Origin of the sequence: Paraburkholderia sp. 35.1 (assembly GCF_050436525.1) — a bacterium.
GTDB classification, from domain to species: domain Bacteria; phylum Pseudomonadota; class Gammaproteobacteria; order Burkholderiales; family Burkholderiaceae; genus Paraburkholderia; species Paraburkholderia tuberum.
Genome location: NZ_JBNDMJ010000001.1, coordinates 247763 through 273293 on the forward strand (window position 1 = coordinate 247763; position 25531 = coordinate 273293).

A 25531-nucleotide genomic window follows, 5' to 3' on the forward strand; every position below is an offset into this window, starting at 1 on the left:
CCGTCTGGTTTTTTGATTGGAGGGTGAGGTGAGCATAGAAGAATCCGAATTCAAACGCGCCATGCGCTGTTTGACCGGGCACGTATGTTTGATCACTACCGGTTCGGACACGGACGGACCGCTTGCCGGCATGACCGCAACCGCTGTGACGTCTGTTAGTGCAGCGCCTCCTATTCTGCTGGTCTGTATCAATCGTGCAAACTCGTCTCTGGCGCACGTGCAGGCCACTGGCAACTTCGTCGTCAACGTTCTGGCGCGCAGTGAGCAGGAATTGGCGCAGCGGTTCTCGCGACCCATTTCGCCGCAAGAAAAGTTTCAGGCAGGGACGTGGAATCGTATTAAGACGGGTGCTCCGGCTTTGGCCAATACTATGGTCAATTTCGATTGCAGCGTCGAACGCATCATTGAGATTGGTACCCACGCCGTGATTTTTGGGCATGTCGAAGGCACTGCCATTAATGGCGACGCAACGACGCCGCTGCTGTATTCCCACGGCTCTTACGGCGAATTTCAGGCGAATAGAGCCGTCGATTTCCATGATTTACTGTGGATCTCCAACTGGGGGTCCGACTAATCCAAAAATTTCAGACGGAGGTACGGCCAGCATTATTCCGCACGCAAGATATGATGCGATTTTGTTAATCACAAAATGCATTGTCGTTAGCCGCCTTTCAGGCATCCTTTAGAATACTTGGAGACAATTGATCTTGAAACTGAACCGGAAACTCTTCCTCTCGGCAGTCCTCTCAGCGGGCGCACTGATCTCGGGCGTCGCCCTCGCGAGTACACCTGCCAAACCGGCACCTGCACCTATTGCTGCACCTGCGGCTAAGCCGGCAGCGGCAGCCCCGGTTGGCGCGCCCACGGGTGTTGTTCTGGTCGCTGAAATCGGCAAAGGCGTGTCCGGAACCGACATCAAGGACTACGCGGATCTGATTAGTCGTCTGAAGGATAATCCGGATTGCTACACCTTCGGTACGACGGCTGACGGTGCGCGCGACCTGACCGCGATGACCACATTGCAAAAGCGTAACGGTGTTCGCATGGTCAAGTTATCCTACAAGGATACCGCAGAGGAAATCGACGGTTTGATGAAAGCGAAGGTGCAGGTGATCCCGGTTCCGTACGATGTCGCAGCCCCGTACATCAAGAAAGGTCAGATGCGTCCCCTGGTGGTCTTTGGTTCGGCGCGTATCCCCGAGATCAAGGATGTTCCCACTGCGAGCGAAGTGATGCCCGGCTTCGTGTACTGATCTGAAACCACGGTGCAACATAGAAAACCCCTATCGTTGCGCTGAACCCCAAGAGTTGGAGACAAATCCGATTCTTGGGGTTTTTCATGGCGAAGCAGGATAAGACGCTTAAACCCAAGGTCGTAATGAGCTGGCTTTTGCGTGACCAGGTTGCAGTGAAAGCGTGCTCTTGGCGGCGTTTGGCATTCGGATCACGCATGCGCCACCGGTGCCGTGGAAGAATGTTTCGCACTTCGCCGGCAGGAGATTTCGACACACTTGAACATGTCGCGCAGTACCAGCCTACCGATACATTTGCAGCCTACGAAGCACCGGATCGGTGGTGCAGGACGAACGGGGAAGTTTCTGTTTGCGGCCTCGACTGCTACATCTGGCACTGGCCGAAACGTCTCTGAACAGACGTACTCTCATCTATGCGGACATAAAGTTTTTCACGCTTCTCCACATTGACAGTGCAGCGTGGCGAGTTTGCGGGCGGTGGTAACCAGGTTTTTTGCGCAAGCCAATTCTGGGGTATAAATGACTGCGCGTCTGGCTCAGCCGGCGGACGCAGTTGAGCCAGCAAAGCTGCGTTCGCGTGGACCTCGCCGCCGCATTTTCGTTTGTAGCCGTCGTGACCCGCACGTGGCGCTCTCTCGGAGGTCGACCGTCCACAAAGACCGCGCTCGATTTACCACTGCGCTCCTGCGCGACCCGGACGATCGAACACAGGTCATTGTCTATGGCATCGAGACAGCCTCCTCAACCCAGCGCTGCGTCTGCTGTTCGACGACTCCCACGCTCGAAAGTCATTGGGCAAGCAACAAGCGTCACGATGCACCAGCCCACAACCCAGCAAGGAGTTGAACATCTCGCGCGGGGCATAGCGACGCTGTGGCGCGTTCTCGTTCATCAACGTCAGCTATACGGCGCGCAGAAGTACCAGTCCTCATCCGATTATCTCCGTTGGCCAGGCTCTGCGTTTTTCCTGGCCGGGAGTTTATAAGACCTTCTAACGGTCGATCACCGAATCGCCTGACAACGTTGTCAGGCGAAGATTTTCAGATATAATACTAAAATGAATGCGATTCCGACACCAGGCCGAACTCCTATCGCTACCGTCCCGGAAGTGGATGGCATTGACTTTCCAGCTCAGGTGGCGTCAGAGACGCGAAAACTGATCAATAGGGGAACGCTCGCGCCCGGCTTTCAACTACGACAGTCGGACCTCGCGGAACGTTTCGGCATCAGCCGTGTGCCGGTGCGTGAGGCATTGAAACTACTGGCGGCGGAAGGCATCATCGAACACGATCCGAATCGTGGATTTTTCGTCGCTCAGTTGTCGAGCGGTGAGGCCCGACAGTTATATTGGATGCGCCAACTCCTCGAAGCAGAGTTGCTCATGACGGTTGAATGGCCCACATCCGCGCAGATCAGGGAATTCAAGGGCTTACTGTCCCGGCTTGAAGAATTGATTCAAGCCGGTAATCGTGAGGGGTGGATCGAATTACACCGCACACTTCACGATAAGATTTTCAACCTCTCGCCTAATAAAGTGATTAAACGGGAAGTCCTACGATTGTTGCGACTCACCGATCGTTATCGGGCGCTGGCTGCTGATATTTCAGCGCATCCGCAAAATCGTAACGCTAATATCGAAGCAAAACTCGTGAACGCTTTGGAAAGCAAAGACCGGGAATTGCTGCTCTCAACTTATGAGAAAGGGCGAACGGTGGTTCTTGACGGGTTGATGATAGTGCTTGCGGCCCGGGAATAAACGAAAAAAACGGCACCGTGAGTGATCTGCTGTCGGAATCCTGAACAGAAAAGGGCTTTTCTTCATTTTGCCAACGAGAGATACCCGGAAGTTCAAATCTTGATATATAATACCAAAATGTATTTCGTTTTGGTGGGGAGTAGATGGTCACCGCACTTCGCGAAACGGACACCGTTGATTTTCCGGCTCACGTGGCCGCAGAGACGCGCAAGCTGATTAATCGAGGGGTGTTAGCACCGGGCCTCCAAGTGCGGCAGTCGGAACTTGCTGATCGATTCGGGATCAGCCGCGTTCCGATCCGGGAAGCACTGAAGCTCTTGGCGGCAGAAGGCATCATTGAGCACGATCCGAATCGTGGATTCTTTGTCGCACAGTTGTCAAGTGATGAGGCCCGACAACTATATCGGATGCGTCAACTGCTTGAGGCAGAACTGCTGAGCACGATCGAGTGGCCTACGCCCGAGCAGCTGACGCTGCTCAAGCGAATGCTTACAGATCTCACGGAGTTGCTGGCGGCGGGTAATCGCGATGGCTGGATCGAAAAGCACCGTGCTTTCCACGACACGATTTTCGAACTGTCTCCACACAAGGTGATCAAGCTAGAAATCCTGCGTTTGATGCGTTTGTCGGATCGCTATCGTGCGCTGGCCGCGGATGTCTCGGCAAGTCCGGAACATCGCCGGGCAGATATCGAAGCGCGATTGGTGCAGGCACTGGAAAGTCGGGACAGAGTTCATCTGCTTGCAGCCTATGATCAAGGGCGTTCAGTGGTTTTGGAAGGACTGGTGAGGGTGCTGGCCGCTAGAGGGGCCTAAAAACGAAAGGAGGGCCGCAATCTGTGCCCCCTTACGCTCATTTGATCGGAACGTCGTGTACAGGAGGTGTTCGGCCCCACGGTACCTTGCCGCTGGACACGATGTTGGCATTCATGGTGGCATTCATGGCGTTGTCAGCACCATCCGTGCGGTGATACGCGCTCACCGCCCAGTCCCACGATTTTCAGTAGTGCGGCAAGCGGATGCCGAGTCCGCAGCCCTTCACGATTTGCGTGTTTTTCTTTTGTGCTGTTTGGTTTTTTTCCCTAGACAGCGCATCGAGCTTTTTCAGATACGCCGCCTCCGTCCGCAGATACACGAGTTCCCTGAGTTGTTCTTCGCGTGATCGCGTATCGGCAGCTTTCTCTTCAACAGGCAGGTCACGCCGGGTCTTGGGCATTTTTTGACGCCATCGTCGGCGGGGCATCAGAGCATCTGCAGCGCCCTCATCATATAGGCGCACCCATTGCGAGACCCTGGCAGGATCGTGGATGTCCTACAGAGCCGTGACTTCGCGCAGGGAAAGCCCCTCACGCGACGTGAGCCTGAGCACCTTCGGCCCGCGAAGTGAACGTCGTATCGGCTGCGCTTAGGGCATAGCGTTGCGTCGCCGTGCAAACGATAGGCATCAACCCAGCGACGCAACATCGAGTAGCCGATCTCGTGGCGGGCTGCCAATACTGGCCGCCCAACTCCCCCCGCGCAAATGCGTGTTGCTTAACTTCAGTTTGAACCGCTTATCGTACTTCGCCATGAAAGACACCCCAAAAATTGGATCCGTGTCGAACTTTTGGGATGCAGTTAATTAACATCGAAGGCTTTTTCTCGGTTCTGTTGCAATAAGTTGTCCGCAGTACCGCAGTCTTCGTCGATATCAAGGAAACCATCCCTCATCGATGGCTTTTTTGTGCCTGGAGACTCTGATTTAGATGGCGCGTGCGATCTTGAAGTTAGTAACCAGTGTCTGTAGGCGCTCTGCTTCTGCATGAACGCCACGGGCTGCAGCAGCGGCCTCTTCGACCAAGGCTGCGTTGTGCTGGGTCACTGTATCGATTTCGCCGATCGCCTTATTTATCTCCATGATGCCGCGGTGGCCGTCATCGGATGCGTGGGTGATCTCCTCCATCAGAGTCGAGACCCGGGTGAACTCACTCACCACGTCGTTGATTTTGGACCCGGCATCGTTCACCAGTTGAGATCCTTGGTCAACGCGGGTGACCGAATTGCTGACCAATTCCTTGATCTCTTTGGCCGCCGTTGCCGAGCGTTGAGCCAGCGTGCGGACTTCCTGGGCCACGACGGCGAAGCCACGGCCTTCGTTGCCAGCACGTGCGGCTTCGACCGCCGCGTTAAGGGCTAGGATATTGGTCTGAAAAGCGATGCCCTCGATAGTCGCAATGATGTCGGCGACTTTTCTCGATTGATCGGCAATGCCGCCCATGGTGGTCACAACGTGTTTCATGACCTCTCCACCGCTGTTTGCCAGATCGGACGTAGTCTGTGCGAGTTTGAGGCCTTGTTTGGCATTCGCCGCGTTGTTCTGCACCGTCGCCGTCAACTGCTGGATCGAAGCTACCGTCTGCTCGAGAGACGCCGCCTGTTCCTCGGTGCGCTGGCTCAGATTCTCGTTCCCCGCGGCGATTTCGGACGCGCCGGTCAATACCGCCTCACTGCCGGACCGGACCTGCTTTACGATATCCACGAGACTCTCATTCATGCTGCGAAGCGCGCGCATCAATTGGCCAAGTTCAGTATCGGAATGTACCCTGACTTCTGACGTCAAATCCCCTGACGCAACTGCCTCAGCAATCTTTACGGCGTCATTCAACGGGAAGACGATCGACGTCGCAACCGTGTTGCAGACATATACCGTAGCAACGATAGCGATACATATTACGGTGAACGTCAGCATCAAGGCCACATCATAGTCATGAATGGCCTTTTCCGCAGCCTGATCTGCCTGCTTCTGAATGAAGTCCATATGGGCGGTGAGCGTCTCCTCCGTGGATTTGAAAACAGCAAAGATCTTGGTGTTGGCGAGCACACGCTCGGTAGCAAGATCCGGATTATCAGACATTGCAAGCGTGTAGAGTTCTTTGTTGATCATCGCGTACGCAGCGATTGCTTTCTTATCGTTCTCGAAATACTGACGATCCTCGCCCGGGCGCGCGTGTTTCTCATAGCGATCGACACTCTTTCTCAGCTGATTCAAGGCTTCGGCTCGAATCGCAGCATTGGTATCTTTGGCATTCTTGGTATCAGACAAGACAAGACCCAGCGTGGAACGACGATCTGTACTGAGCGCCAGACGAAGATCCGCAATCGTTTTGACTGACTCCATCCAATTCTGTTTGATGTCCATTAGATGTGATTGAATCTGATGCGCCTGGAAGAGCGCAAATCCCGCGGCACTGCATAGCAGCACGATAACGATTGCGAAACTTACAAACAGCCGGTTGCGTATTTTGAGATTGCGAAGAAGCAGGAGCATGTTTTATTGCCTATATTAATTGTATACTTTGTATTTCGGCATGAGCCCTATGAGTATGGATAGGTGACAACGTTAATTGTGTAATCTGGCCTGATGCGTTATAGCCGCGCCCCGCAAGATCGATAACCGCCCTGTACGCGTGCGCACTGGAAACTCTGAACTCGAGTAAGACCAGCGTGCCGCGCATGCGGCATCCGGACAGTCGCGTCGACTGGGCGAAAGCCGTGCATGGCGCGCAGTGCTGGCGTTTGTTCAGCCCGTTGCTCGCGGCCGCGACGATCACCGGACACGCGCGCGAGAAGACGTCGTGGATAAAGGCCAACGCAAAGACGCGCTGGATTAGATCATCCGCTGGCCACGTTTTAGGGCGGAGAAGGGAGGTTGCCGTTCACGCCGGTGCGCCAACGACGCTGGAGGGTCTCGGACTGCCCGTCACGGCAAATCTCGAGACATCGATTGAGCCGTGGGCTGGGGAACTAGCAAGCAGGCGCTTAAGCAACGCAATAAAAATATCGGCTTCATCCTCAGTTAAGAGGCCAATCAATTTATTGTCAGCTGCGCCGAGAATGGCTGTAATGTTCGCAGCCATCGCAACTCCGCTTCCCGTAAGCTGAACACACCAGCAGCGACAGTCGTTTGGATGCCGAGACCTCATTACAACTCCAGCATCCATGAGACGCGGAATGATTCTGGATAGCGCCCCTATATCGAAATGCAGCCGGCGCGCGAGTTGAACCTGCGTCATGAATTGGTGCCCAGCCAGGCATGCGACGACCTTCGCCTGTGCAAACGAAATCCCAAGCGATGACTTCAAATGTTGATCAGCAGACTCGGAGATCGCTTTGTCAATCTCAACAATACGGGTGAGCCAACTTAAAGCCGGGACTTTCGCCTCATAACTTAGGTGTAGCCCCTCCTCGCTCTTCATTTCTTGCTGCTTTTCCTGCAAAGGTGGTCGGAACCAGTGGTTGGGCGTGCTCTATACGTCCTAACACCACCTCGTACTATGGTTGATCATTCGCTCCTGCGCTGCTACTGCTTGCCCGGCGCACCGAATTGCTCTCATCCGCGGGTCGAACGTTTCCGAAGACGTTCGACTTTATTATAGCATTCAAATGTGAATATTATCATTACTTCGGACGAGGGAAAATTGGGGCACTTTCTGAGCTTGACGGGGCGGACTTTCCTACCCAAATCGCAGCGGAAAGGCAAAACTGATCAATCGAGGCACGCTGGCACTGAGTTCGAATTGCGCCTCGCTAACCTTGGCGACCGCTTGGAACGGACGGATGGCAGTATCTGCGGCCCCCGGTGCATAACCCAAGAAGGCCACGACAGCGATGACGAAAACATGATCATCGCTGCCGTTCCTCAATGAAGCATCAGAATCGATGCATTATGCCAAGCTGGAAAACAGTCTGGATATTGCCGCTTGCCACGATGTTCCCGATTTCTGCAGCGTATGCGCCGTTGGTGCGTTGATATACGCCGGCGGCATAGACCGCGGTGCGTCTCGACAACGTGTACGTCAACTGCAACGCGGCCTGGTTGATCACCACGTTCTTCAGCAACGCGTTACCATTTTCGTAGGTATAAGCGCCGCCGAGGTTCCAAGCCGGTGAGAAGTCATATCCGACGCCACCAGCTAGGGCGTAAATCTTGGCCCCCGTATGGGTGTTGCGCGCGTCGCTATACATCCCTGAGACAGTGAAATGGCCGAACTTCGTCCTTGCTCCGGCGAGCAGGTTGGCGATGCCACTATGTCCATTGTTGACCGGCGCATAGTTCTGCTCGGTGTAAACAACAGCAGCACGCGTTTCACCATTCCGGAAGCTGATCGCCGCGCTTTTTCCGGCCCCGTTGTTGAAGTCGCCCGCTGTGCCGCCGAAGCTATACATGACGCCAGCCGACAGCCCGGCATATTCCTCCGACACAACCTTGATGGCATTCGCCATCCGCTTGCCGCCGACACGATCCCAGTTGATGGCCGCTAATCCAGAAATTTGGCCGTTCGTCGTGATAGGCGCGAACTGGCCGCCCGAGACGGCGCCAGCAATCTGCGCCGGCCCTGAAACGCCGAGCAGGTCGGCACCGAAGCTACCGGTCCGGAAGTTGAGCATACCGCCAGCGATGCCCGTTGCCGGATCGATACCACCGATCAGGTAGTAGTCGAAGGCGAAGTCGTTCTGGCGCCCGAGGCGGAAGCTGCCAATCCCTGCTTGGCTGAGTCCGACCCACGACGAGTTCTCGAACATCGCGCCGCGCGACTGCGGATCAAGTCCCCCTGTGCTCAGGCTGATCATCGAGTCGAGGCTGAAGTTTGCGCGCAGGCCCCCTCCCATGTCCTCGCTCCCGCGGAAGAAAAACTTGGTGGGAAAGATGGCGGAATCCTGCATTTGATACAAACGGGCCCCACCTGAATCACGATAGGTGGCGACACCTTCGTCAAGAAATCCTCCAAGCATGACGCTACTTTGCGCATGAGCGGCCGTAACGCTCATGCAAACTGATGCACATGCAAGCGGCACCGCGGCCCACCGGTGTTTCCTCCACGTCCCCTGATGATTCATACATTCTCCTGATTGTTATATGTGGTCTTTGAAACCGACTGCTATTGAATTAGAAACGCGAGTAGGTCAATTTATTACGCTGGTCCGTTGCCCTCACGGAGATGTGCAGCATCCAATGCGGCGTCGGGACCCGACGGGACGCCCGAAGCAATTCTTGAATGGCGAGCGCCTGGGGCGGTGCCAGTTGCCCGTAGGCACCGACCAAATAGAGAAAGGGGCCGGCGTCGGCTCAGTTGTCGACCACCCCTAGTAGCCATGAGCTTGCCCACACAATCTTCCGACTCCCCACGGCCATCAGTCTTCTAATCCTTCACTCCGTGAGGGCCTGCGGATCAGCCTTCAGCACCATGTTCGACTTCGGATTCGCATGATCTCGATAACGCTTTTCTAATGCATCCTGATACCACCTAATGCGCACCAATAATGCCGATCGCAACCGCCGCCCCGACGGAAACGTAAGCAGCAACCGACGTCTTAATTGCCAATCCGGCGGTCGATACCGCGCTAATCGCACCGACATGGGAGAGAGTCACCATTTATCCCACACCGGATCCCCGGAACGTGTTGGATAGATATGGGTCGACAGAGGATATTCGCCAAGCTGTATGCCTGCGATCGAAATGCCTTTCAGTATCATCCTCGCGATCAAAGCCACGTTTTCGGCCGTCGTAATTGCCCCGCCACCATGACCCGGTGACAGAAGAAGAAGAAGAAAGAAGCGCGCTCGCAGCCGTGACCCCGCGGACCGCGAAGAGCCGCGTGTCACGAAGATACGTGGCGGAAAGCAGGGCGCGCATGCCAACGTCTTCCACTGGAAGCGCGCACCTAAAAGCAGGCACAATAGAATTCGTTGTCCTCAGTCAAAATAGTATTTATAGCGGCCTACAATGTCAATGAGCCATATTCTGGTGAAAACCCTTGGCTTCCCCAACTGGCGCAATTTGCCATTCAATGGTGGCGGTTCGCGACTATTGAGTTGCGCGTTATAACCTTGCGCACGTATCACGACCTTGTGCTGTGATGCCGCGCGATGTCGCAGCAGCTGAGGCCTTTTTCACCAAGGCAATCAAGCATCAGGGCGACCACGGGAGACGGCCACGCCATATGGGTATGCAGCGTCGCACCGGGCTGGGCGTGAGATGAAGTCCTATGGCCTGCTTCCAAGGATACGAAGTTGCGCTCCTCGAAGTACCTCAATAACCTGATCGAGCAAGACCATCGTCACATCAAGTCCAGGACGAATGTGATGCGCGGGCTCAAGAGGTTCAGAAATGCTCAGACTACGATTTCAGGCATCGAGTTGATGCATCGCATTGGCAAGGGGCAGTGTGACCTGTCCGCTCTTGCGCTTGAGGACATCACTGCCCCCTCCGTCTGGAATGCCGTCATTTTCAATTGATAAGGCATCCATATCTCAAGGCATAACGGACCCACTATCCACTACCTATTTGCACCAGATCCTCCTCGATTACCAGAGCACATTCGATGCGTTTGTCTGGCAGTTTGACTGCCTCAAGCTGCAACGGATCATTCCGATATGAGGCGGGTGGTCACTCTCGGTACACATTCCGCAAGCTCCCCAGTAAAGCCAGCGACCTGCGTAGTGGTCGGCTTCCGCGCGAAGGCGCTTGCCGATTAAAGTCCCGGCTTCTGATGTGTCACGCGACTCCGGTCACGGCGTGCCGGAGATAGCGGTTCGACCAAAGGGCGCAAGCCCCGTCGGCTGGACGGCGTAAGCCCCGATTTTCTCATCCCTTGCCGAGCGGCGGCCGACTTGGGAACCCCGCCAGGTTGCTCAACTGGACTAGCTCATTGGCCGCCTCGCCCAGCAGTACCGAATACTCGTGTATTTTTCCCACGGTCAGCCGTCCTCTCGGACCGGCCGGGCTGATGACGCCAACGCAGCGCGAGCCGCACGGGCGTGGTAACCGCCGACATGCGCGGCGCGAACACCTCGTCGATCATCGCATAGCCACGGACCTGTGCAGCGTGCAGAAAACCGAGCAGCGCCCTGAGCGTCGTCGGCGCATTGGGTCCGAATTCATTCGGCTGTCCGAAGCCCTGTTTCAAGACCAGCGCGGCCGCCTGTTCATCGGTCATCGTCATGAGCCATGCGTGTCCGGTCGACGTGCATGAAAGTCGTGCTGCCTGGCCCACGTCGGGATCGTAGCAAAAGGCCGTCCGCTGCCCGTCCGCCTTCCCCACCCAGATGATCGCTATCATCGCGTCCGCGCATTTGACGATGTTGGCGATGACGTCGATCGTCCAGATAGACTGGCCGCCGAAGCTCGCGATTGTCTCGTCCTGCATGGCCATCGCGAGCGCGAGCAGCGGAAGCATAGGCCAGAGGTGCCGATGCATGCCATGCGAGCGCGTGTCAGTCGGCCGGGCCGAGGTAACCCTGGAACCCCGAGCGCAGTTCTGCTCTCTTTGCGAGCTTCACCGCCCGCTTGACCAGCGACGCGTATACGGCGTCGCTCTTGGGTACAGGCAGAGGCAATTGCGCTTGCGCTTCGACTATGGAGTACTGCCGCCGCTCGCCGAAAAAGTCGGCGATACCATCGAAGCGTGCATCCGACAGCACCGGATCGTGCTGCGCGCCGTTTCATGTAACGGAGAAGCATTCATTCGCAAACGCGGGAGATGCGCGACGCGCATCCACGGTGTACGCCGAACAGCTTATTGACCGCAGCGCGCTCGGCCAGTTGACGCCGCTCGAGCAATGACCCTAAGCGATCTTCCTTACACGATCAAAGTCGGAGAACCGCGCCCGGGCATGGTTACGAATCGTCGGTAACTGCATGCCATCACGCATCGGCCTCCTACCTCAAGCCCGTTCCGAACCGATTGAGCAGTACCAACGCACAGCACACCCGCTCAAATTAAACTTAGTTACCGCGTAAATAATCTGGAAAGTCTGCGGAGCTTCAATCACTACGTGGTCTACCAATGCCATAGCTGCGGATTCTGTTGCGTTCGGAACGTAATCCTTATTTAGAACCTTTTGACAAGCAACACGTAGCTTCGCGCATGTAGGCGATGCGGTCGGAAGTGTTCGATTCATCTTCGACACTGATTGCCCGTGGTAAGAGGCGGCACCCCAAAAAGGAAAGTAACCATCTCGAATGGCAACGTGACGGCGACGGCCGACGGCCGACGGCAGCTCACCTTCAGCCGTGACCGTCTACGGTCACCCGAGCCGCAGTGGCGTCACGCAACGGTCATCCGGCGGACCGCGCTTCTACACCCTTCCCTGCTATTTACTCGAGCGGCGCGACGGAGGCACCTGCAATACGGTGGCGTTCAAGCGCTTGCGCGACGAAACCGTTTCGTTTCATGTCCTCAACGAACTCACGCAACATCTTCGCAGCCATTTCGCGCCGACTCCTGGCGACACCCATCGCCTGCCGGATGACCATGAAGGGCACTGTCAGGTTGGTGGGGAGGCGGCGGTAGAATGAAGTGATGAAAGAAACGAAATCGCCTTATCACGGCCACCGCTTCCCTGCGGTCATCATCAGTTGCGCGGTTCGCTGGTATTTCCGGTTCCAGCCTGAGTTTGCGCGACATCGAGGAGTTGATGCTCGAGCGTGGTGTCGTGGTCACGTACGAAACGATCCGTTGCTGGTGCGACAAGTTCGGCGCTCGATTCGCCCAGTGCGCGAAAGCGGCGCGGCGCAAGCCGGGCAGCACCTGGCATCTGGACGAGCTGTTCGTGACGCTGCGCGGCGAGCCGTATTTGTTGTGGCGTGCAGTGGACGAGCATGGCGCCGATCTCGATGTGCTGGTGCAAAAGCGGCGCAACAAGGCCGCGGCAAAGCGCTTCTTCAAGCGCCTGCTGCGCTCAAACCCGGTGCCGCGCCGGATCGTTACCGACCAGCTTCGCAGCTATCCGGCGGAAGGCCGAGATTCCCGAGCTCGCTCATGTGAAGCACGTTTTCGTCAAAGCAGCTGCACGCGTGAACAACCGCGCCGAGAACAGCCACCAGCCGACCCGCAGGCGCGAACGCCAGATGTGCGGCTTTCGCGATCCGCGTCGCACGCAGGCGTTTCTCTCATCCTTCGGCCCGATCCGGCAGCACTTCGCGTTGCCCAGACATCGGATGACCGCGGCCTGTCATCGTGCCGTACTCAGAGAACGCTTCGCCGCATGGCATGCTTGGACTGTCTCTGCCGCAGTCGAGAAAATTATTTGATAAGGATAACTACTCTTGAGCGACACAGGTAGTCTGTGCCCAAGTTGACAGAGCCGTTCAAACTCGTGACCTGCAACGATACCACCGCCGTGGCGGCCGTCGAGGCATTCGAGCAACACGCGGTCAGTCATTTCGATCAGGCAGACGAATGGATGCGCACCACGAACTTTCCGCCGCGAGACTGCCACATCGACGAACATGCGGCAGTGCTGAAGTCGGTCGGCGAGGTGAAGGCCGCGGTCGCGGAAGGACGGGCCGGCGCCGAACTGGCGCACGACCTCGGCCTGCATCTGTTCGAGTGGTTTCCCGGTCATGCGGACTACCTGGACTCGGCGCTGGCGGCATGGATGACGAAGCGGACGATGGGCGGCAAGCCGGTCGTGTTCAGAAGTTCGAACTGAACTGTCGTCCCCGCTCTCGAGCCCGTCTGCGCACGGACGCGGGAACCCGGAAAAGCACTACTTCGCGGCCGATGTATTACGGTCCGCGACGACTGGCCCTGCCTCGATTATGCGTACAGCAGGAATTTTGATAATTTCCTGCTTGTACGGAGGGTTGTATGCCTCGACACGAAATTACTGACAGGCCCGATTTAGGCTACGCAAACAGACGCTCCAAAGCCATCTCTGGCAACGCCGGAGCAGGAGGAAAGACCTTCCAGCATCCGTCGTCGTGCCGAAAGAAGAACAGCGCGAGTCTTTCGCTGCCGTGTACAGTCTCGACGCACACGAAACGCCCTTTGCCCGAGCGCGGACGGCCCAGTGCCGTCACCCTTGCGCTCTCTGGAGGTTGCAACCCGAGCCACTTTTCAACTACGAAACGTAAAGATTGCTCTCCGGTCTTCATCACTTTATCCTCTCTGTCCCGCGAAAAGGCGCCTGTCGACGCACTGTGCGGATGTTGGGTGCCCGTGCGATGCGTATGCCAGTGCTCCAGCGCAAACCATCGACAAGCGTGCTATTTCCACATTCTGTGAACCGCAAGAATTGACGGACGGAAAGGCGGATGATCGCCCGTCAAGGTAATCGTGTCGAGCGACCAACCCAAAGACCCGGATCCACGTCGTCGGCAAACCGTATCGTGTCGGTGCCGCATCACCTTGAGCCGCCTGCTCCTGCATCAGCCCCGGGTCATACCTCTACGCGCTTACCGATCGCTGGTCACGGATGAGGTTTGCAACAAAGACCAGCCAAGCCACACCCAACCCGAAGTAGTCGAAATTGCGCAGCGGACGGTAATCGGCATACCCCAAACCCGTCGAGCCAATACACGCCGCCACGGTGATCAACAAACAGATTCCTACTGCTATCCAGGTATCCTTCTTCATATCAGCCTCCAGGGTTATGCGTTGCCTTGATGTGGGGATGACAGCGCATGTTTCGCTGTTGAACTGTTGGTTTCGTTCTGGAGACACCTTTTCCAGCCGTCCCAAAGCCACATCGGTTCGAGTTTGAGTCGAAACACCGCCGCCATGTATCCGCTGTAGGCCAGCACGAGCACGCCGTTCATAAACAATTCCTGCGGCCCGGTAAAGAGCTGGCGCGGCGTGGCGACAATGAACGTGTTGAGCCAGAAGATCGTTGCGGTGATTGGCATCTCGAGGATTAGCGCGAGCAGTACGCCCCGGTTTGTCAAGAGCATTAGGCCGTAAAAGAACTCCATATACTTGACCGCTGGATACATATGAATCGTTGTGGCCGCCGCAACGTAAGCTCCGCTAATATCGGGGATTTCCGGCACGTAACCGCTCAGGATGTATCGAATCCCCGAGTAGAAAAGATGAGCTCCGAAGTAGAGTCGCAACCACATGACGACGTACTTTCAGGATGATGCGTTGGCGCAATTCATTCAAGTTTCCTAATCTCAATGCTCGTGATCGATTTGCACGACCATCCAGCCACAGCATTTGCATTTACCGTGACAGCCAGCGCTAGTCTAGCGCGCGGTGTGACGCAAACTGCGCCATCGGTTGACTGTAAAAACTGCTACATATTATGCAATAGTGTATTCACTATATTATGCCGCATGACCATGAGATACAAGGGTTGCGATTGGCGGGTATACCCGAGATGGTTCGAGAACGTGCTTCAACTCATACGGCGTCTGAACGACCGGAGGCCGGATGTTCAACGTCACGCTTTGGGTGAGGGTTGGTTGTGTCGCGCTAAGGATGCGGGAGTAAAATTCAGGCGGACATTTTCCTGAAGTGAAGCGTGATATGAAGAATGCGACTGCGAGAAAAGCCCTGCCTGCCGGCGTAGCGAATGTACTCAAACGCCTGCACTATCCGCTGGACGTGATCCTGCTGTGTGTGCGGTGGTATGTGGCCTACTCGCTGAGCTTGCGAAATCTCGAGGAAATGATGGCCGAAAGGGGTTTCGAGGTCGACCATTCGAGCGTGCATCGCTGGGTGATCAAACTCGTACCGTTGTTCGAGAAGGCCTTTCGCAAGCACAAACGTCCGGTCGGCAAGAGCTGGAGGATGGATGAGACCTACGTCAAGGTGGGCGGCCAGTGGAAGTACTTGTATCACGCGGTGGACAAGGCCGGTAATACGGTGGATTTCCTGTTGCGGGCGTATCGCGACAAAGCTGCCGCGCGCCGTTACTTCGAGAAAGCCATCGATCGGAACGGGACGCCCGAGACCGTGACCATGGATAAAAGCGGGGCGAATCTGGCCGCCCTCCAGGCCATCAACGCCGAGCGGGAAACGCCGATCAAGGTCCGGCAGGTCAAATATCTGAACAACATCGTCGAGCAGGATCATCGGGCGATCAAACGACGAACCAGGCCCATGATGGGCTTCAAGGATTTCCGGTGTGCCCGCATCATCCTGTCAGGCATTGAGACGATGCATATGATCAGGAAAGGCCAGATGAAGGACAGCGGCGTCGCCCGAACCGCCGCCGATCAGTTCTATTCGCTGGTGGCGTAAGGACTCCTTGTCATTGCGGAACTTTCTTGCCTTGCCAATCTTATCGGTAAGCGACATTTGAAGGCCGCCTTGACGATCAGAATTTGATTTCGAAGAGGCGTTCGTTGACGCTCTGGAGGTCAAAGGCAACAGGATCGAAACTACCGCCGCACCAGTCGAGCAACCGCTGGTGTTCGTCATGAGCCGGATCGATGATCGCGTCGAGGAACTCGATGTAGCCGGGTACGCCGCCAACATCTTCCGGTGGACAGGCATTGCGGCCGTCCAGGCAGAGGGGCGAGCGCAGCTGAGGGTCAGGTGGCAAGACCTTCTCGACCTTCACACGATGCTGCCAGTTGTCACCGTAATCGTAGATGTAGGTGAATGACTTCAGTGCACCGAGCGCCTTGCCCAGGCTCACCCGCGCTTCGTTGAGCATCGGTGGGTCACTCGGGAAGTCCGGATCGGGCACCCCGTAGTTGATGTCGCCGAACACGAATTCGTGCAGGTGGCCGCCATCCCAGCCCATCGCCCACAGCAGCACGACGTGCAGCTTCGGCAGCCTGATCGAGGCAGGGACCAGTACCCGTCTCCAGACCGCCGGCTTCAGATACTTCAGCTCGATGCGCAGCTGGTAGACCGGTACCTGTGAATTGACCGCGCGTAACGCGGGTTTGCGAGTCGATGCCATCGTCATGCAGCCTGACGGACCGGCTGCTCCACCGGCATCAAATGCCACGGCAGCAACGCGTCGATCCGGCTGATGGGATGATCGGCGATGCGCTCGAACACCATACGCAGATACGCATACGGTTCGATGCCATTCAGGCGTGCCGTTCCGATCAGGCTGTAGATGACCGCCGCACTCTGTCCACCGCCATCAGAACCTGCGAACAGATAGTTGCGCCTGCCGAGAACCAGCGGCCTGATCGATCGCTCCGCGGTGTTGTTATCTATCTCGATGCGCCCGTCTTCACAGTAGCGCACCAGCGCGTGCCAGTTCCCCAGCGCATACCGGATGGCCTTGCCAAGGCCCGACTTCGCCGAGACCTGCGCGAACGTATGTTCCAGCCAGTCCTTCAGTGTGCCTGCGAGCGGCAATGCCCGCGCCATGCGCACGGACTGCCGGACCTCCGGCTTGCGGCCGCGCACCTCGCGCTCGATGGCATACAGGGCCGCGATACGGCTGAGTGCCTCCTGCGCCACTGGCGAACGCTCCAGTTCGTACAGGTCGTAGAACTTGCGCCGCACATGCGCCCAGCATGCTGCCTCGATGATCGTGCCATCGCGGTACAGCGCATCGTAGCCACTAAAGGCATCTGCCTGCAGGATGCCCGACCAGCCCTGCAGATGCGTACGAGGTCGCTCTCCCTTGCGGTCGGGCGAGTACTGGTACCAGACTGCCGGGGGTGCCCGGCTGCCCGCCGGCCGGTCATCGCGTACATACGTCCACAAGCGTGCCGTACGTGTCTTGCCGCGTCCGGGTTCCAGCACCGGGACGGGCGTGTCATCCGTATGGATTTTCTGCGCCTCACGCACATACCGGCCAACGGCATCCGCCAGCGGCTGCAGCAGTGCGGCGCACTCGCGAACCCACGAGGCCAGCGTGGCACGATCGAGTTCAATGCCGGCACGGCGATAGATTCCTACCTGCCGGTATAACGGCATATGGTCAGCGTACTTGGCGACCATCACCTGTGCCAGCAGACCCGCACCGGCCATGCCACGTGCGATCGGGCGCGACGGCGCCGCTTCCTGGACGACCTTCGCACAACGGCTGCAGCTCAGCGGGGGCGCACGTGGCGGATCACCCGGAAGTACCCCGGCACGTAGTCCAGCATCTCGGAGGCGTCTTCACCCAGCTTGCGCAGCCGGCCACCGCATTCGGGGCAGTCGCAGCCCTGTGGCCGGTGCTCCACCACCTCGCGTGGCAGGTGCGCAGGGAATTCGCGCGAGCGGCGGCGCAGTGGAACCACCGGCGCTGCCGTGTCTACGGGTTCATCCGACGCCGCTTCTGGCGCCGATGCGGGCACGGCACCTTGTTGCGGCAGTGTCCCGTCACCCAGTGCGAGCTGCAATTGTCCCGTCAGTTCTGCCATGCGTTCCGACGAGCGCCCGTACTGCCAGCGCTTCAGACGCGAGATCTCGGCGAGCAGGCGCGCGATGGTTTCTTCGCGCGAAACAAGCATGCGCTTGAGTGTGTCGATGTCGTCGGGGAGTCGGTTGACTGGCATGTCTGGGAGTTTACCAGGCACGTTCAGAAGTGGGGGCAAATTTACGCGGCGCATGTGGGCTTCCACGTCCGTTCGGGGCGTCGCCAGTCGATGCCTTCGAGCAGCATCGACAGTTGTGCCGCCGACAGATGGATGCATCCCGCGTCGGCCTGCGGCCAGATAAAACGGCCTCGCTCCAGGCGCTTGACGTACAGGTTCATTCCATCGCCACTCCACCACAGCAGTTTCACCAGATCGCCAAGCCGCACGACATTCAACATACCGATCGCAAATCGTTGTGATCGCATACCGCTGGCACCCGGCCTATGCCCAGGAATATCGGCTGGTCCGTCGTACGGGGCGCCGCGGAAATCAGATGCTCCACCTCGACGTTCCGCAACAGATCTCACGCGAATTGCCAGCGTGGATGCTCGATGCGTCGATATGCTCGGCAATGTCGCTCGGCAAGCCGCAAGTGAGCGCAGAAGCGCTCGCGCTCCTGTGCAGCATCCTGTCTGATCGAAGGCGTCACTCCGCCACAGGAGGATCATCGAAACCTCTGTCAACGGAGGGCAATTCTGATGAAACGACCGCAAAGAGAACCGGGCGTACAACTTCCGCTGGAACTGCACCTGGATCCAACCTTCAACGCAGCCATCGTGGGGAATCGACGGGAGGAAGTGATCGAAGCGCTCGCAGCACTTCTGCTGGAAGCGCTGGGCAGACCGGTAAGCACAAACGACCCAGGAGATCGCGATGAGCCAGAAGATTTCCGCTGAGCATCTTTGCCGCGGTGCAGTCGTTTATGTCCGGCAGTCAACCATGAGCCAGGTGGTGGAGCACACGGAGAGCCAGAATCGTCAGTACGCGCTCGCCGAATCTGCGCGAGCCATGGGCTTTGCTCCAGTAACAACCATCGACGATGATCTTGGACGTTCGGGGTCCGGCAGTGTCGAGCGGCCTGGTTTCCAGAAGCTGGTCGCGTCAGTGTGCGCAGGATCCGTCGGCGCCGTGTTCTGTCTCGAGGCTTCACGACTTGCACGCAACGGCCGCGATTGGCACCATCTCATTGATCTTTGCGCACTGGTCGGCACGGTCGTGGTTGATCACGACGGTATTTATGATCCCAGGCTGGTCAACGATCGACTCCTGCTCGGACTCAAAGGAACGATGTCGGAGTACGAACTCAGTCTGCTGCGGCAGCGCGGCATTGCCGCCCGGGATTCGAAGGCCCGGCGTGGGGAATTACGCTTTGCGCTACCTCCCGGCTATTGCTGGAACGAGCTCGGGCAGATAGAGATGGATCCAGACGAACGGGTTGCCGAGTCCATCCGGGTGCTATTCCGTAAGTTTCGCGAACTCGGCAGTGCCCGTCAGGTGCTGCTATGGGCCATACAATCCGACGTGAAGCTGCCCGTAACACGGCACGGCCCTGCTGGCATCCGGATCGAATGGAGCCGGCCTGCATATCACACGGTAGTCCAGATCCTGGAACATCCGGTCTATGCTGGGGCCTATGTGTTTGGAAGGACGACCCAACGCACTGCCGTCGTCGACGGACGGGCTCGTAAGACTGAAGGCCACTCCAAGCCGATGAAGGAATGGAGCGTCCTGTTGCGGGACCATCACCCCGGGTATATCACGTGGGATCAGTTCGAGGAACATCAAAGGATGATTGCCGAGAACACACACATGAAGAAGCGGGCCTCCCGCCGATCTTCGTGCGGCGGGCGGGCCTTGCTGACTGGCCTTGCGCGATGTGGCCGATGCGGTCGAATGATGCGAGTCAACTACGGTATGAGAGCCGGTCACGCGCATCGCTACTATTGCCGCGGCGACGAGGCACATGTCGGAGCGATTCTCTGTATCGGAATCGGTGGAGTACGTGTCGACAAAGCAGTGGCGGCCGCAATTCTCGAAGTGGTTTCGGAGCACGCGGTGGAAGCGGCCATTCGTGCTGCACAGCAAACATCGCGCGCAGATGACGATGTGCGTCGCGCGTTGGCCTGCGAGCTCGAGGAAGCGCGCTACGATGCATCTCTCGCCGCACGCCGGTATGAGGTTGTCGATCCGACGAAGCGGCTGGTCGCACGCGAGCTTGAAGCGCGCTGGAACGCGGCCCTTGAGCGTGTCGCCCACCTTGAGGAGCGCGCAGCGCTTCTGGACCGCGAAGTTGCAGGCCGACCCGCGATCGACCAGGTACAGCTGATGACGCTTGCGCACGATCTTCCAGCGACGTGGAATGCGCCAGGCACCGACATGCGGACAAAGCAGCGGCTGACGCGTATTCTCATTCAGGAAGTCGTGATTGATCTGGACGACATCACGAATGAAGCGGTCGCAACCGTTCACTGGACGGGTGGTCGGCACACTGAGCTGCGCGTCGCACGGGTAAATGTTGGTCGATATCCATCCAGCCAACACTTCAGTGCTGTTGAGGTCATGCGCAAGCTCGGTGGGCAGTGGCCGGACAGGGAGCTTGCGGTGACCATGAACCGCATGCGATGCAAATCGCCAGACGGCAAGACCTGGACCACGGTCCGTGTTACCGAACTGCGCGAACGGCTAGGAATTGCGCCATTCGATCCGAGGGCATCGCATGTGGAGACGATCAGCGTGGAAGAGGCCTCACGACGACTGGGAATCTACGGGAGCTCGATCCACCGCCTGATACGTGAGGGAATACTGCCGGCGACCCAGCTCATGCCCTCGGCGCCCTGGCAGGTTCCTGTTGCTGCACTCGACTCCGAAGCCGTCAGGGAAGGTGTACGGGCTATCAAGGAACGGCGCCCACCTCACTTCAAGGCCCGACAGGAAGCAGATAAGTCACTCAAACTGCCCGGCTTTTAACCAAAGGATGCACTATGTCACGAGACTCCCCCGGCGACCACGGAAGGCAAACACGTGGCCCGAGAACGGGTCTTGCTCAAGGGCCACCTGCGCCAGTGCAGCCAGACCATCCATGCCACGGCGCATGTCGGTGACGCCTGCGGCGAGCCAGATGCGGGTGCCGGTCGGCAGCGCGATCATGCCGGCCTCAGGCAATGCAGCACCAGTCGCAGCTGGGCTGGGTCTACCTTCCCGCTCACTCGCACGCGTGCGCCATTGAGCTCGATCTCGATACCTGAAGTCGCGGCTTCCTGTGCGCGCAATGGCAATTGCGCTGTCGGCACCGGTAGCGACGAAACCGCCATCGAATCATCCGGCGACATCGCCACCGGAACGAACACTGCCGTCTCGCTCACCGTCCTGTTGTCCAGCAGACCAGCACGGTACTGCCTGCGCCACTTGAACACCATGTTCGGATTCAGACCGTGCGACTGCGCGAGCTTTGCCACCGAGATGCCCGGCTCGCACGCTGCCATCGCAACTTCACGCCTGAATTGAGGCGCGTAATTCGGCCGCCCCTTGCTCCCGGCACAGTCGATCTCTGTCATCAAAGTGGTCCCCACTACTCGAAGTGATGGGCATCACTTTGGACACTCTCAACGTCGACGTCGATACGGCCTTCAAATGACGCTTACTCTTATCGCGACACAACCCGTTTTTGTGCCATCAGCATAGAAACCGCATAGCTATGCTCCGTTCTCAGGCGTTCAAATTCTCTTAGGTACCGTCCTTCGACTCTCGCCGTAGTGCATACCCCGACTACGCCGTCGTCTTGCGTACGAGTGCGGCAGACGGCAACGTCGATATTTTCTGCGGCAACTTGAACCGGACGTCCTGAGCCGCAGTCCGAGCGGTAAAGCAACTCCGTGTGCCATTCATCCGTGAGATCGATCGCGACTGACGGGTACCGGCTCCGACAGGCGTGCCAGATGTGATACACGGATCGACGAACGCGCCGACGCCCGTCACGACTTCGACCTTGTGCGCCTTCGCCATCCCGGCGAACCCGCCCGTCAGCTTCTTAAGGTGACTTCCAAGTTAGCGTCACGCGACACCTCGGCAACTTCGACGACGAGCGCGGTGTGCAGCGGCGCCCTCCGATCGACTACATCAACGTTCAGGCACACGCGGCGCAACGCCGAATATCGTTCGACTAGCACTATCTTCATGCCAGGATCGGCGGCGCACGCTTCTCAGAAAGGGGGAAATCCGATTAGTCTCGCGACACGCTCCACCTTCCCGGGACCTGAAACATCCGCACCCACACTCTCTTATTGCCATGCCGTGAGCTCCGAGGCATGCCCACGCGCCCTCATGACGACTCTTCAAGTGCACTGAGCTCCGCGAGCGTTATCGGCTTTAGTGGGGGCCGCACGCGTTGGAAACCAACCGCAGCAACGGAGCGACATTGCGCAGATGCAAGCAAATTAGCAACGGTGTAGCCGCATTGACGACCCTGACACGGGCCCATGCCCGCGCGCGTGAACGCTTTTAGCTGGTTCGGCCCCGGCTGGCCGAGCTGCGCGGCCAGCCGTACATCGCCAGCGGTTACCTCTTCGCAGCGACAGACAATCGTCTCATCGGGCGGCGTGAAAATCTCCGTACGCGGCCGATAGATCGAATCAAGCAGAGGCCGCATCGCCAGCTCATGTCCGAGCCGCCGATGCAGCGGCGCTGCAAGCTCGCTTGCGCGCTCGACTGAGAGTGCGCCCGAGGAAAGCGCGACGCCGGTAGCAGCAAGTTCACCGCGTGTGCACGCGGCTTTCGCGCCGCCGATGCCGGCGCCGTCGCCTGCGACATAGAGACCAGTCATGCTGGTTTCACCCCACGTATCAACTTCGGGCTCAAAGCAAAGTTGTGCTTCGTTCCATCGATGGCTGCATCCCATCGCCTGAGTGAAGTGGATAGACGGCACGACGCCTTCATGAACCAGAAGAATGTCGGCAGCCACATCGCCCGACAGCCCGTTCTCGGTGCGATAGACAATCTGTTCAAGACGGCCGATACCGAAAGCGCGAAGGCTACTGACGTTTCGAACAATGAGGAACCCCCTCCCGCGCAATCTTGCCGACCACAGTAGCCCCTTAAGGAGATCATGCCAGCCGTCAACTGCACCACGTAGAGTCGGAAGGCCCCGACGGAGGGCGCCGCGGGGAGTCGTGTCAAGCCAACCTGCAATCCTACCGCCGGCGTCGAGCAGCTGGGTCATGTAGAGCAGTGGCAATGGACCACTACCGGCTATCCAGACGGGTTGATCGGGTATCTGGTGAGCGCTTTTATGCAGAATCTGCGCGGCGCCGACTGTCATTACACCCGGAAGCGTCCAACCTGGGAAAGGCATGGGCCGTTCCTGTGCGCCCGTCGCTAGTAACACATGGCGCGCGCGAATACTTTCGGCGCCATCCGCGCGGCTCAAAAAGACAATCCACTCCCCGGAACCGGCCGGTTTCCCTGGGCTAGGCGCTCGCTCGATCTGCCATACACGGGTCTCCGGCAGGTAGTGCGCACCGCATTCGCGAAAGTTCTGTACCACTGCCGCGCCTGCGCTGTACGCAGCGCCTAACCCTTGATGAACACCGCGTCGGACGTTTTCTTCGATGGCGCGCCATATCTGACCGCCAGGTGCCTGCTGTTCGTCTACGAGGATCGTGGTCATTCCAAGACGAGCAGAACGTATTGCGGCACTCATGCCGGCAGGTCCTGCACCTACAATCAGAATATCGAACGTTCGCATCACGAATGCACCTCACCACTCCGAAGATCGCCACTACCGTCTTCTGACTCAGCGATCGCCTGACTGAGATTGCGGCGACCGTGTTGGCGTTGGATGCGCATCCCGTCGCGCACGATCGTCAGACAGGTCTGCGTGGACGCTACACCGTCAACGACAGCAAGACATTCGAAGCACACACCCATCATGCAAAAAGGTCCGCGTGGACTGCCGCTTCGCGGCGTGGTGCGAGCGACGGGGTTGTCCTCGCGCACGAGGACTGCCGCCACGGATTCGCCTCGCTCGGCGTTCACACGCCTGCCGTCGATCGATACCGTGACCACGGCGTCCTCGGCGGGATTAGATAACTTGCGAAACATCAAAGCGCCTATGATGGAAGAACTCGAAGTTTTCTGGCAGTACGTTGCGCGCGAGAGCATCCGCAACTGGTCCAGCATGAACCGCCGCGAGGGTGATGCCGGAATGACAGAGAGCGATCCAAGCACCAGGGTACGTTGAAGATTGTGCGTATACCGGATGCTCGTCCGGGGTGATGATGCGCAGACATGCCCAATGCCTAACAAGGCGAGCCATAGCAAGGTCCGGCAAAATTCGTAGGGCTCGCTTTGTCATCTTGGCAGCGGTGAAGGTAGTAGTACCGAGATCCATACCGACTTCCTCATGACTTACACCTATCATTACTGTACCGTCGCGAGTCTGGCGAATGCCGCTAGCGGGGAGGCGCAGAATTGGCTCGAGCCGTTCAGTGACCAGCAACTGGCCACGCAGGGGACGCAACGGGACGTCGAGCGCCACCATTGCCCCCAGAGCTGTGGAACCAAGCCCGGCCGCAATGATCAACTGTCCCGTTTCGAAACAACGCGGACCTGTCGAGGTTTGCACATGAACACGAAAACTACCGTCAGGACATGGCTCAATCTTCGACACCGTGTGATTGCCAGCTAGAGTGCCGCCACGTAACTCAATGGCTTGCTGCAGCGCCCGCAACAGCTTAAGCGGATTGCAATGGCCATCGGCAACGCCAATTCCAGCCCCCACCACTTCCCGCCCGAGCCGTGTACCAGGCAGCAGCCTTTCTAATACCGATCGATCGATCATGCGCGAACACGGGTCGATTTTCGGGCTTTGCGCATTCCAGCTCGCGAGGAATTCGGCTTCCTCTTCAAAATCCGCTTCGCCTAGACAAAAGCGCAAGCAGCCATCGTTTTCATACTCGACATCAATGCCAGTTTCATCGTGCAGCGCTGTTGCGAAAACGGACCAAAGTGCGACGCTCTCGCGTGACAGCTGCTGGTAGCGGGGCGCGCCATATCCCTTCCCGTATGCGCCGACAAGACCGAAATTCGCTTTCGACGCGCGCGGGTCGCAATCACCCCCGTCGAGCACAAGCGCACGCTTCCCTCGCCCTAGCATCCCGTGCGCCAATGCGCAGCCGACAACACCGCCGCCAACTATGACGACGTCATGGTTTTCGCGTATCAAGCCCGCCTCTTTTCCTGAATGATTTTGGTTAACTCTATGATCGTCGCAGCAAGGCGTCAAAGTCGAATTTCAGGTACGAGGTATTCTCAGCGGTTATGGTCCAAAACGCGGGCGCCCCCGGTAGGCGATAGAGCTCGCGTGCCCATGGACGACCGCTTCCATCGCGACAACAATCTCGGCAGCACGGGCGCTCGCAAAAGCCCCAAACCCAGCAACGAGAC

At 57.9% G+C, this 25531-nt stretch carries 24 protein-coding genes and 5 pseudogenes; 10 read left to right on the forward strand and 19 right to left on the reverse strand.

Translation table 11 applies throughout. The features are described from left to right. The first annotated feature begins 28 nt into the window (after positions 1-28). From OKW27_RS01355 to OKW27_RS01370, 4 genes are all read left to right on the forward strand, one after another. The gene (locus tag OKW27_RS01355; protein WP_429332293.1) at positions 29-574 is read left to right on the forward strand and encodes a flavin reductase family protein; all 546 of its coding nucleotides are present in this window, start codon (positions 29-31) and stop codon (positions 572-574) included. 133 nt (positions 575-707) lie between these two features. Beyond that, positions 708-1253, forward strand: coding sequence for a tripartite tricarboxylate transporter substrate-binding protein (locus OKW27_RS01360; protein WP_429332294.1), 546 nt, complete (start codon positions 708-710; stop codon positions 1251-1253). Positions 1254-2310: 1057 nt separating this feature from the next. Continuing rightward, a complete protein-coding gene (locus OKW27_RS01365; protein ID WP_184062844.1) occupies positions 2311-3009 on the forward strand; it encodes a GntR family transcriptional regulator in 699 nt (232 codons plus the stop codon). A 143-nt stretch (positions 3010-3152) separates the two neighbouring features. Further along, on the forward strand, positions 3153-3824 hold the full coding sequence (locus OKW27_RS01370; protein WP_429332295.1) for a GntR family transcriptional regulator: 672 nt from the start codon (positions 3153-3155) through the stop codon (positions 3822-3824). 184 nt (positions 3825-4008) lie between these two features. Here OKW27_RS01370 and OKW27_RS01375 read toward each other — a convergent pair whose 3' ends face one another. From OKW27_RS01375 to OKW27_RS01390, 4 genes are all read right to left on the reverse strand, one after another. Further along, positions 4009-4224, reverse strand: a complete 216-nt coding sequence (locus OKW27_RS01375) for a hypothetical protein (RefSeq protein ID WP_429332296.1) — start codon at positions 4222-4224, stop codon at positions 4009-4011. A gap of 525 nt (positions 4225-4749) precedes the next feature. Beyond that, on the reverse strand, positions 4750-6315 hold the full coding sequence (locus OKW27_RS01380; protein ID WP_429332297.1) for a methyl-accepting chemotaxis protein: 1566 nt from the start codon (positions 6313-6315) through the stop codon (positions 4750-4752). Between the two features lie 388 nt (positions 6316-6703). After that, positions 6704-7243 (reverse strand): MarR family winged helix-turn-helix transcriptional regulator, encoded by a 540-nt coding sequence (locus OKW27_RS01385; protein WP_429332298.1) that lies wholly within the window; start codon positions 7241-7243, stop codon positions 6704-6706. Positions 7244-7697: 454 nt separating this feature from the next. Beyond that, positions 7698-8885 carry a porin gene (locus OKW27_RS01390; RefSeq protein WP_429332299.1) on the reverse strand — a complete coding sequence of 396 codons (1188 nt, stop codon included), beginning with the start codon at positions 8883-8885 and terminating at the stop codon, positions 7698-7700. Positions 8886-10062: 1177 nt separating this feature from the next. Here OKW27_RS01390 and OKW27_RS01395 point away from each other — a divergent pair. Then, positions 10063-10284 (forward strand): annotated as a pseudogene (locus OKW27_RS01395) (DDE-type integrase/transposase/recombinase); the annotation flags it as partial. Between the two features lie 410 nt (positions 10285-10694). Here OKW27_RS01395 and OKW27_RS01400 read toward each other — a convergent pair. From OKW27_RS01400 to OKW27_RS01410, 3 genes and pseudogenes are all read right to left on the reverse strand, one after another. Continuing rightward, positions 10695-11225 carry a hypothetical protein gene (locus OKW27_RS01400; protein ID WP_429332300.1) on the reverse strand — a complete coding sequence of 177 codons (531 nt, stop codon included), beginning with the start codon at positions 11223-11225 and terminating at the stop codon, positions 10695-10697. Between the two features lie 37 nt (positions 11226-11262). Continuing rightward, entirely contained in the window at positions 11263-11469 is a 207-nt protein-coding gene (locus tag OKW27_RS01405) for a hypothetical protein (protein WP_429332301.1), read from the reverse strand. A 676-nt stretch (positions 11470-12145) separates the two neighbouring features. Further along, positions 12146-12307 (reverse strand): annotated as a pseudogene (locus OKW27_RS01410) (ABC transporter substrate-binding protein); the annotation flags it as partial. A 43-nt stretch (positions 12308-12350) separates the two neighbouring features. Between OKW27_RS01410 and OKW27_RS01415 the strand changes: the two are divergent. Continuing rightward, a pseudogene (locus OKW27_RS01415) lies at positions 12351-13081 on the forward strand (IS6 family transposase). Between the two features lie 35 nt (positions 13082-13116). Next, complete coding sequence (locus tag OKW27_RS01420; RefSeq protein ID WP_429332302.1) at positions 13117-13482, forward strand: bacteriohemerythrin; 366 nt, start codon at positions 13117-13119, stop codon at positions 13480-13482. Between the two features lie 196 nt (positions 13483-13678). Here OKW27_RS01420 and OKW27_RS01425 read toward each other — a convergent pair whose 3' ends face one another. From OKW27_RS01425 to OKW27_RS01435, 3 genes are all read right to left on the reverse strand, one after another. Beyond that, positions 13679-13927: a hypothetical protein gene (locus tag OKW27_RS01425; RefSeq protein ID WP_429332303.1), complete on the reverse strand. Its 249-nt coding sequence runs from the start codon at positions 13925-13927 to the stop codon at positions 13679-13681. A 292-nt stretch (positions 13928-14219) separates the two neighbouring features. Continuing rightward, complete coding sequence (locus tag OKW27_RS01430; RefSeq protein WP_429332304.1) at positions 14220-14408, reverse strand: hypothetical protein; 189 nt, start codon at positions 14406-14408, stop codon at positions 14220-14222. A 14-nt stretch (positions 14409-14422) separates the two neighbouring features. After that, entirely contained in the window at positions 14423-14890 is a 468-nt protein-coding gene (locus tag OKW27_RS01435) for a hypothetical protein (protein ID WP_429332305.1), read from the reverse strand. 409 nt (positions 14891-15299) lie between these two features. Between OKW27_RS01435 and OKW27_RS01440 the strand changes: the two genes are divergently transcribed. Beyond that, positions 15300-16016 carry an IS6 family transposase gene (locus OKW27_RS01440; RefSeq protein WP_429332823.1) on the forward strand — a complete coding sequence of 239 codons (717 nt, stop codon included), beginning with the start codon at positions 15300-15302 and terminating at the stop codon, positions 16014-16016. 76 nt (positions 16017-16092) lie between these two features. On the opposite strand, the gene OKW27_RS01445 is transcribed toward OKW27_RS01440, so the two are convergent. From OKW27_RS01445 to tnpB (OKW27_RS01455), 3 genes and pseudogenes are all read right to left on the reverse strand, one after another. After that, positions 16093-16686: a plasmid pRiA4b ORF-3 family protein gene (locus OKW27_RS01445; protein WP_429332306.1), complete on the reverse strand. Its 594-nt coding sequence runs from the start codon at positions 16684-16686 to the stop codon at positions 16093-16095. A 2-nt stretch (positions 16687-16688) separates the two neighbouring features. Further along, positions 16689-18229, reverse strand: a pseudogene (gene tnpC / locus OKW27_RS01450) (IS66 family transposase). 41 nt (positions 18230-18270) lie between these two features. After that, positions 18271-18489 (reverse strand): IS66 family insertion sequence element accessory protein TnpB, encoded by a 219-nt coding sequence (gene tnpB / locus OKW27_RS01455; RefSeq protein WP_429332307.1) that lies wholly within the window; start codon positions 18487-18489, stop codon positions 18271-18273. Positions 18490-18789: 300 nt separating this feature from the next. On the opposite strand from tnpB (OKW27_RS01455), the gene OKW27_RS01460 reads away from it, so the two are divergent. Beyond that, complete coding sequence (locus OKW27_RS01460) at positions 18790-18987, forward strand: hypothetical protein (protein WP_429332308.1); 198 nt, start codon at positions 18790-18792, stop codon at positions 18985-18987. Next, the gene (locus OKW27_RS01465; RefSeq protein WP_429332309.1) at positions 18965-21058 is read left to right on the forward strand and encodes a recombinase family protein; all 2094 of its coding nucleotides are present in this window, start codon (positions 18965-18967) and stop codon (positions 21056-21058) included. Before OKW27_RS01460 ends, OKW27_RS01465 begins: the two co-directional genes overlap by 23 nt. 12 nt (positions 21059-21070) lie before the next feature. Here the strand turns inward: OKW27_RS01465 and tnpB (OKW27_RS01470) are convergent, their stop codons facing one another. From tnpB (OKW27_RS01470) to OKW27_RS01495, 6 genes and pseudogenes are all read right to left on the reverse strand, one after another. Further along, complete coding sequence (gene tnpB, locus OKW27_RS01470) at positions 21071-21238, reverse strand: IS66 family insertion sequence element accessory protein TnpB (RefSeq protein WP_429332310.1); 168 nt, start codon at positions 21236-21238, stop codon at positions 21071-21073. Further along, positions 21235-21645, reverse strand: a complete 411-nt coding sequence (tnpA, locus tag OKW27_RS01475) for an IS66-like element accessory protein TnpA (protein WP_429332311.1) — start codon at positions 21643-21645, stop codon at positions 21235-21237. The genes tnpB (OKW27_RS01470) and tnpA overlap by 4 nt, the downstream gene beginning before the upstream one ends. Before the next feature lie 391 nt (positions 21646-22036). Next, positions 22037-22281 (reverse strand): annotated as a pseudogene (locus OKW27_RS01480) (dihydrolipoyl dehydrogenase); the annotation flags it as partial. 128 nt (positions 22282-22409) lie between these two features. Then, entirely contained in the window at positions 22410-23831 is a 1422-nt protein-coding gene (locus OKW27_RS01485) for an FAD-dependent oxidoreductase (protein ID WP_429332312.1), read from the reverse strand. Further along, positions 23831-24187: a (2Fe-2S)-binding protein gene (locus tag OKW27_RS01490; protein ID WP_429332313.1), complete on the reverse strand. Its 357-nt coding sequence runs from the start codon at positions 24185-24187 to the stop codon at positions 23831-23833. Before OKW27_RS01490 ends, OKW27_RS01485 begins: the two co-directional genes overlap by 1 nt. Next, a complete protein-coding gene (locus OKW27_RS01495; RefSeq protein ID WP_429332314.1) occupies positions 24168-25310 on the reverse strand; it encodes an NAD(P)/FAD-dependent oxidoreductase in 1143 nt (380 codons plus the stop codon). The genes OKW27_RS01490 and OKW27_RS01495 overlap by 20 nt, the downstream gene beginning before the upstream one ends. Positions 25311-25531 lie beyond the last annotated feature (221 nt).